Source organism: Micromonospora sonneratiae (genome assembly GCF_042679305.1).
GTDB lineage: Bacteria > Actinomycetota > Actinomycetes > Mycobacteriales > Micromonosporaceae > Micromonospora_H > Micromonospora_H sonneratiae.
The window spans coordinates 1-7,671 of sequence record NZ_JBHTMP010000125.1; the positions used below are offsets into that span (position 1 = coordinate 1).

Annotated in this window: 6 protein-coding genes and 1 pseudogene; 1 reads left to right on the forward strand and 6 read right to left on the reverse strand. The window is 71.0% G+C overall.

What is annotated here, in order from left to right; all coding sequences use genetic code 11:
- Together ACFQ4H_RS34235 and ald are read right to left on the reverse strand one after the other, a co-directional pair.
- A partial coding sequence (locus ACFQ4H_RS34235) for a site-specific integrase (RefSeq protein WP_377579342.1) occupies positions 1-302 on the reverse strand: 302 nt, incomplete at its 3' end.
- A gap of 29 nt (positions 303-331) precedes the next feature.
- Positions 332-1,447 carry an alanine dehydrogenase gene (ald, locus tag ACFQ4H_RS34240; RefSeq protein WP_377579344.1) on the reverse strand — a complete coding sequence of 372 codons (1,116 nt, stop codon included), beginning with the start codon at positions 1,445-1,447 and terminating at the stop codon, positions 332-334.
- Between the two features lie 202 nt (positions 1,448-1,649).
- Here ald and ACFQ4H_RS34245 point away from each other — a divergent pair, with 202 nt between their 5' ends.
- A complete protein-coding gene (locus ACFQ4H_RS34245) occupies positions 1,650-1,976 on the forward strand; it encodes an NINE protein (RefSeq protein WP_377579350.1) in 327 nt (108 codons plus the stop codon).
- Between the two features lie 109 nt (positions 1,977-2,085).
- Here the strand turns inward: ACFQ4H_RS34245 and ACFQ4H_RS34250 are convergent, their stop codons facing one another.
- The 4 genes and pseudogenes from ACFQ4H_RS34250 to ACFQ4H_RS34265 all read right to left on the reverse strand — a co-directional run.
- Entirely contained in the window at positions 2,086-2,697 is a 612-nt protein-coding gene (locus ACFQ4H_RS34250) for an NUDIX domain-containing protein (protein WP_377579346.1), read from the reverse strand.
- Positions 2,694-4,496: a CTP synthase gene (locus ACFQ4H_RS34255; protein ID WP_377579352.1), complete on the reverse strand. Its 1,803-nt coding sequence runs from the start codon at positions 4,494-4,496 to the stop codon at positions 2,694-2,696. The genes ACFQ4H_RS34250 and ACFQ4H_RS34255 overlap by 4 nt, the downstream gene beginning before the upstream one ends.
- 151 nt (positions 4,497-4,647) lie before the next feature.
- Positions 4,648-6,912, reverse strand: coding sequence for a hypothetical protein (locus ACFQ4H_RS34260; protein ID WP_377579348.1), 2,265 nt, complete (start codon positions 6,910-6,912; stop codon positions 4,648-4,650).
- A 116-nt stretch (positions 6,913-7,028) separates the two neighbouring features.
- A pseudogene (locus ACFQ4H_RS34265) lies at positions 7,029-7,671 on the reverse strand (glycosyltransferase family 4 protein); the annotation flags it as partial.

Below are 7,671 nucleotides of genomic sequence, written 5' to 3' on the forward strand. Positions count from 1 at the left end.
GACGCCGCCGACAGCGGTGGGTGCCGGTCGTCGCCGGCCCGCAGCCGGGCCAGGTGCCCGGAGACGTCGACCGACGCGACGGCGGCGAGGTCGTCGACCCCGTCGGCGGCCAGGGTCTCCAGGTACCGGTCCAGGTCCCGACGGTACGACGAGAGCGTGTTCGTCGACAGTCCGCGTTCGACGGTCAGGTGGTCGAGGTAGTCGCGTACGGCCCGCAGCAGGGCCGGCGACGGCTCGTGCTGCCCGTCACCGGCCCGACCTGGCGGCTGCTGCCCCGAGTCTGTCGTCCCGTCCTGCGTCATCGCCTCTTCCTACGAGGATCCGCCGCCGCTCAGTGGAGTACTTCCTCCAGCGGGATGCTGCTCATGCCGTGCGCCTCGGCGACGGGGCCGTAGGTGATCTGCCCGTCATGGGTGTTCAGCCCCAGCGCCAGCGCCCGGTCCCGGCGCAGCGCCTCCCGCCAGCCGTGGTTGGCCAACTCCAGCGCGTACGGCAGCGTGACGTTGGTCAACGCGTAGGTGCTGGTGTGCGGCACCGCACCGGGCATGTTGGCTACACAGTAGAAGAGGGAGTTGTGCACCGGGTAGACCGGGTCGGCGTGGGTGGTGGGACGGGAGTCCTCGAAGCAACCTCCCTGGTCGATGGAGATGTCGACCAGCACGCTGCCGGGCTTCATCCGGGAGACCAACTCGTTGGAGATCAGCGTCGGTGCCTTCGCGCCCGGCACGAGAACCGCGCCGATGACCAGGTCCGCGTCGAGCACCGCGCGCTCGATCTCGTACGCGTTGGACGCCACGGTCTTCAGGTGCCCACGGTAGATGGCATCGGCCTGGCGCAGCCGGTTGACGTTCTTGTCCAGCAGCAGCACCTCGGCCTGTAGGCCCAGGGCGATCGCCGCCGCGTTCATGCCGGAGACGCCGGCGCCGATGACGACGGTCTTGGCGCCGTACACCCCCGGCACCCCGCCCATCAGCACGCCGCGGCCTCCGCCCGGCCGCATCAGGTGGTACGCCCCGACCTGTGCGGCCAACCGGCCGGCGACCTCGGACATCGGCGCCAGCAGCGGCAGGCTCCGATCGGCGGTCTCCACCGTCTCGTACGCGATCCCGGTGACCTTCCGGTCGATCAGCGCGTCGGTGCACTCCTTGGACGCGGCGAGGTGCAGGTAGGTGAAGAGCACCTGACCGGAACGCATCCGGTGGTACTCCTCGACGATCGGCTCCTTCACCTTCAGGACCAGGTCGGCGGCGGCCCAGACCTCGTCCGCAGTGGACAGTACGGTCGCCCCGGCGGCGGCGAACTCCTCATCGGTGATGCTCGAGCCGGTGCCCGCGCCGGACTCGACGAAGACCTGGTGACCGCTGCGGATGAACTCGTTCACGCCCGCCGGGGTGATCGCCACGCGGTATTCATGATTCTTGACCTCGCGTGGTATTCCGACCTTCACGATGCAGCCACCTCTCTCCGACTTCTCGGCGCACATCGGCCCCGTCGCCGATGCGGTCCGTATCAGTCCCAGGGCCGCAGTCTAGGTCCGCTGAACGGCTCAGAAAGCCGCCACAATGACAACGAGTAACGGCCTGCCCTGACGATGTGTCAGCCCCCGCCGAATCGACCAGGAACCCGATCGAACATTGGCCGGAAGGTTAATATTCACGTTCAATCGCCCACTACTCGGGCGGGTCGCCAGACAGAAGGCTATTGGATCATTAGGGTGGCCACTCATGACCACTCCTCAATACCCGGGCGCTGCCGGCGTCTCGGACAAGAGCAAGCTCGTTGCCGGACTCCTCGGCATCTTCCTTGGCGGTTTCGGCATCGGCCGCTTCTACATCGGTGACACCAAGATCGGTGTTCTCCAGCTCGTCGTAACGCTGATCACCTGCGGCGCCGGAAGCCTGTGGGGACTCATCGACGGAATCCTGATCCTGGTGAAGGGCGGGGTGGACGGCCAGGGCCGACCGCTGCGCGACTGATCCATCATCTCCAACCGGAAGGGGCCCGGCGGTACGCCGCCGGGCCCCTTCCACGTCCATCCTCGTCCACACCCGCTGAACCCCGGCCAGTGACCGGGCGTTGCCAGCCTCAGCCCGTCAGCGGGGCATCGGCCGGTCGCAACGACGAGAACCCGGTCTCCCGGGCCCGCGCCGCGGCCAGCACACCTGCCACGCAGGCCGCGTTGGTGATCTCGCCTGCCATTGCCATCGACACCGCCTCGTCGAGGTCGACGCGGACCAGTTCCAGGTCGGCCTCCTCGTTGCGGCGCTCATGCCGCTGCCCGGACGGCACCTCGGCCAGGTCGCGGGCCAGGAAGACCCGGACCACCTCGTCCGACCAACCGGGCGAGGTGTGCAGGTCGACCAGCAGGTCCAGCCGGCCGGCGGTCAGGTCGACCTCCTCGGCCAACTCCCGCAGCGCCGCCGCCGACAGCGCCTCCGCCTCGACGTCGATCAGCCCGGCGGGCAGTTCCCAGATGACCCGGCCGAGCGGATGCCGGTACTGCCTGATCAGCACCACCCGCCCCTGGTCGTCGAGGGCGACGACGGCCACGGCACCGACATGACGTACGAAGTCACGGGCCGCCACGCCACCACCCGGCATGGTGACCTCGTCGGTCACCACCGAGAAGATCGCCCCGGTGAACCGGTCCTGCCGGGACCGGACCTGGTAGACGTGCCCGCCCGTCCGCCCGCTCACGACGACGACCGCGCCTTCGTCGACCGGGACGACGCCCCACCGCGTCCGGCAGCCCTGGTCGGGGCCTCGTCCGCCGACGCGGCCGGCTCCGCACCGGCCGGCAGCTCCGACGCGGCGGACGGATCCAGGTCGACCGGCAGCTTGTCCGCCGCCGAGTACGCGACGACCGCCTTCACGAAGGCCGCGAACAGCGGATGCGGCCGGGTGGGACGGCTCTTGAGCTCCGGATGCGCCTGGGTCGCCACGAAGAACGGGTGCAGTTCCCGATCCAGCTCGATGAACTCCACCAACCGGCCGTCCGGGGAGGTGCCGGAGAACCGCAGCCCCGCCTTGCTCAGCGCGTCCCGGTAGGCGTTGTTCACCTCGTACCGGTGCCGGTGCCGCTCGCTGACCTCGGTCTCGCCGTACGCCTCGGCCACGATCGACCCCTCGGCCAGCCGGGCCGGGTACGCCCCGAGCCGCATCGTCCCGCCCAGGTCGCCCCGGCCCGCGACGATGTCCTCCTGGTCGGCCATGGTGGCGATGACCGGGTGTCCGGCCTTCTCGTCGAACTCCAGCGAGTTGGCGTCCGCCAGGCCGGCCAGGCTCCGCGCCACCTCGATGGTCATGCACTGCAGACCGAGGCAGAGGCCGAGGATCGGTACGCCGTTCTCCCGGGCGTACCGGGCTGCCCCGATCTTGCCTTCGATGCCACGTACCCCGAAGCCACCGGGGATCACGACACCGTCGACGCCGGCCAGGGCGGCAGCCGCACCGGCAGGGGTGACGCAGTCGTCGCTGGGCACCCAGTGCAGTTGCACCCGGGCCCGGTGGCCGAACCCGGCCGCCCGGATCGCCTCGCTCACCGACAGGTACGCGTCGGGCAGGTCGACGTACTTGCCGACGACGGCGACCCGGACCGTGTGGATCGGATGGTGCACCCGCTCCAGCAGGTCGTCCCAGCTGTTCCAGTCGACGTCACGGAAGGACAGCCCCAGCCGGCGTACGACGTAGGCGTCCAGCCCTTCCCGGTGCAGCACCTTCGGGATGTCGTAGATGCTCGGCGCGTCCGGGGCGGCGATGACCGCCTCCCGGTCGACGTCGCAGTAGAGCGACAGCTTGTGCTTGAGCTGGTCGGGGATCTCCCGGTCCGACCGGCACACGATCGCGTCCGGCTGGATGCCGATGTTGCGCAGCGCCGCCACCGAGTGCTGGGTCGGCTTGGTCTTCAGCTCACCCGACGGTGCCAGGTACGGCACCAGCGAGACGTGCAGGTAGAAGCAGTTGTCCCGGCCGATGTCGTGGCGGACCTGCCGGATCGCCTCCAGGAACGGCAGCGACTCGATGTCGCCGACCGTGCCGCCGACCTCGGTGATCACCACGTCGGGCGTACGGCCGTCCTCGTCGGGGTCGCCCATCGACCGGATCCGGGCCTTGATCTCGTTGGTGATGTGGGGAATCACCTGGACGGTGTCGCCCAGGTACTCCCCCCGCCGTTCCTTGGCGATGACGTCCGAGTAGATCTGCCCGGTGGTGACGTTCGCCTTGCCCGACAGTGCCCGGTCGAGGAACCGTTCGTAGTGGCCGACGTCGAGGTCGGTCTCGGCGCCGTCCTCGGTGACGAAGACCTCACCGTGCTGGAACGGGTTCATCGTGCCCGGGTCGACATTGAGGTACGGGTCGAGTTTCTGCATCACGACCCGTAGGCCGCGTGCGGTGAGCAGATTTCCGAGGCTGGAGGCGGTCAGGCCCTTACCCAGCGAGGAGGCGACGCCTCCGGTGACGAAAATATGCCTGGTCGTCCGTGCTGAAGGGGCCAACGCCTGCTCCCGTGGTCGTCCGTTGCGGTCGTGCAGACCGACGTGCCGATCAAGGAAATGATCACGCGATCCACGGGACTCCACGGTAACACCTCCGGCCACCGGGCCACGGGCCGCACCCGTAGGTCCGCCCGTACCGGCACACCGTCGGTCAGGTGGCCGTCACCTCGGTGGACGACGTCAGCGGGTCGGTGCCGATCCCCTCGTCCGCCGGCGCGGGCCGGGCCGCCGGTACCTTCGCAGGTCCGCTACCGGTGCCATCGGCCGTCTCCTCACCGGCCCCGACAGGGGTCGCCACCGGCACCGCCGAGGGTTCGGCCGGGCGGGTGCGGTCGGTGGCATGGTCGAGCACCCGCAGTGCGGCCAGCGCCGCCATCGGGATGGCCAGCGTGGCTGCCGCGCCGGCCACGTTCAGCGCCGAGCCGCCGAGCAGTCCGCCGATCAACGAGGCCACGGTGATGCCGGTCATCGCAGCCCGCATGGCGGGATAGATGCCGAAGAGCCGCTTCAGGCCGCCCCATGGTCGTAACAGGGCGAACCACACCAGCAGTATGCCGACCAGCGCTATCACGGTCAGTGGGCTACCGAAGAGGGTCTGCAGGCTGGATGCCCCGGACCGGTGCACGGTCAGGCCGCTCGTACCGTCCCCGAGCGCACCGACGAAACGGCCCAGGCTGCCCCGTTCCGCTTCGGGCTGGCTCAGGTCGAGCACCGCGAACCCGACGGTCACCGCCAGCCCGGCGACGGTCGCACCCGCCAGCCGGCCGAAGGTCAACCAGCCGCCGGTGCTCATCACCGCGGCGGCGCTGACCCCGGCGGTCAGGGCAACCGCGCCCACCAGGTCACCGCCGAGGTAGGGGCTTCCCACGAGGATGACGCCCACGCCACCGACCAGCACCATCACGGCCGGTCGTCGGCTGCGTCGGACCCGCTGCGCCAACCAGCCGGCGAACAGCAGGGTGCCGGCGATGAACACACCCAGGCCCACCACACCGAGACCGGTGTACCGGCCGCCGGCCAACGCCGAGTAGCCGGTGACCCCGTTGAGCTGGAGGCGGGCACCGGTCACCACGTCGGCTCCGACGGCGAGGGCGGCCAGCCCGGCGACGACGCCCACCGGTCCGAGCGTCCCGGCGTAGCCCCGGCTCAGTCGGACTCCGGCCGTGGCTGCGGCCAGCAGCAGCACGGTCACCCCGCCGAAGTAGAGGCCGGCGTGGTCACCCCGCCACCAGGGCACGATGTCCGCCAGCAGCGCGGCGGGAATCGCCATGGCTGCGGCGACGAGCAGCATCTCCACCACCGCCACCACCCGCCGGGACACCGGCTCCGGGCCGGTGGGCCCCGCGTGTCGGCGGGCCCGCCGCAGCAGCGGCAGGACCGCCAACGCCAGCAGGAACTGGAACCCGGCCAACAGCCCGAAGAACCAGACGGTCACCCGCCGCTGCGCGTGGACCTCCCGGTCGGCGTCGGCCGGTTCGGTCACGGCGGCGGGCAGGTTCGCCGGTCGACCCTCGACCGCTGTCGCTGGTTGGCCGATGAAGAGCCGCTCGGGCATCGGTCGGCCGAGCGCGGCCAACACCGTGGGGGCGAGGTCGATGAGTTGGATGTAACCGTCCCGCCCGGTGCTGCCGGAGGTCAACCAGGCACGTTCCCAGCCCGGCCCGTCGGCGACGGCCACGTGCAGTCGGGACACGTCGTCGGTGTCGGAGACGCCGGCGACGAGCACCAGCGAACGTTCCGGTCGGGCCGCCAGTACCCGGGCCAGTTCGGCATCGGCGACCTTCGCCGACGCCGCCCGTACCGCCGGATCCTCCCCGACCACCGATCCGAGGTCCAGGATGCTCAACGCACAGGAGGACAGCAACTGCCTGGGGTCCGCCGGCAACTGCTGCTCGTACCGGTCGACCCGCCCGAACGGTCGTGCTGCGGCCACCGCCGCCCCCGGGCCGACCGCAACCGTGCACCGGACCGACTCGGCCAGCGCTCCGGGCACCGCTCCCCAGGGCAGCTTCTCCTTGTTGTGCCGTCCGGCGGAACGCTGCCCGGGCACGTTGGCACCGATCCGGTCCGGCTGCTCGACCGCGATCTTCAGATCCGGGCATCGCCCGACGACCGGATCGTCGTTCCAGGCGGCGTAGTTTCCGGCGCCGAGCGTCAGCCAACCATCGGCCGGGCAGGTGGGCTGGCGGGCCGAACGCACCGACAGCGACCCGATGGAACCGCGTTCCGCCAGCTGCCACAGTGTCGGAGTCGCCTCCTCGGTGACGTCCTCCCAGCGCAGTCCCGCCACGCCGACCACCACCACATGGTCGGCGGTGTCCTGCGAGGCTCCGGTGGCCGGACGGATCGCCAGGGCCGCCAGACCAACCGCCACGACCGTCACGGTCAGCAGGACGGGTACCAGTCGGCGCAGCATCAGCCGCGCCCCGCCGACGATCCGGTCTCCCGATCCGCGGTCGGCGGCCCGTCATGGTCACCCGGGTCACCGCCCGGGGGTCGGTCCCGGTCCGCCGGGTCGTCACCCGACGACCGGTCGGACCCGGTTGGGGCATCCCGTGGCTGTGGCACGAGTTCGGCGTAGATGGCGGTGACCGAGGCGACGGTGTCCGTCTCGGTCGGCCAGGTAGCGGCCTGGGCCGCTGCCCGGCTGGCCAGGTCCGCGCGACGTCCGTCGTCGGCCAGCAGGTCCCGTACCGCCTGGTCGATCGCATCGACGTCACCGGACGGCACCAGTACCGCCGCGTCGCCGACCAGATCGGGCAGCCCTCCGACGGCGGTGGTCACCAGCGGCACGCCGGCCCGCATCGCCTCCTGGGCGAACAGTTGACGAGCCTCCCAGTCACTGGTCACCACCGCCAGGTCGGCACCGCAGAGCAGGTCCGCGACGTCGGTACGGTGGCCGAGCAGGGTGATCGGCGCCCGAGCCGTGGAGATCCGGGCGGCCAGTTGCAGGTAGCTCGGGCCACTGCCGGCGATCACCACGACCGGCGGCGGGTCGAGGTCACGCCACCGGGCAGCGACGTCGACGAGCAGGTCGTACCGCTTCTGTGGGTGGAGCCGGCCGACGGACAGGATCAGCGGCTGGTCGGCGGCGACGCCGAACTCGGCCCGTACGGCTGCGCGGCCCCGTCGGGGCGCGGGCAGGGTCGGGGCGGCCACCGGGGCCAGCCGTGCG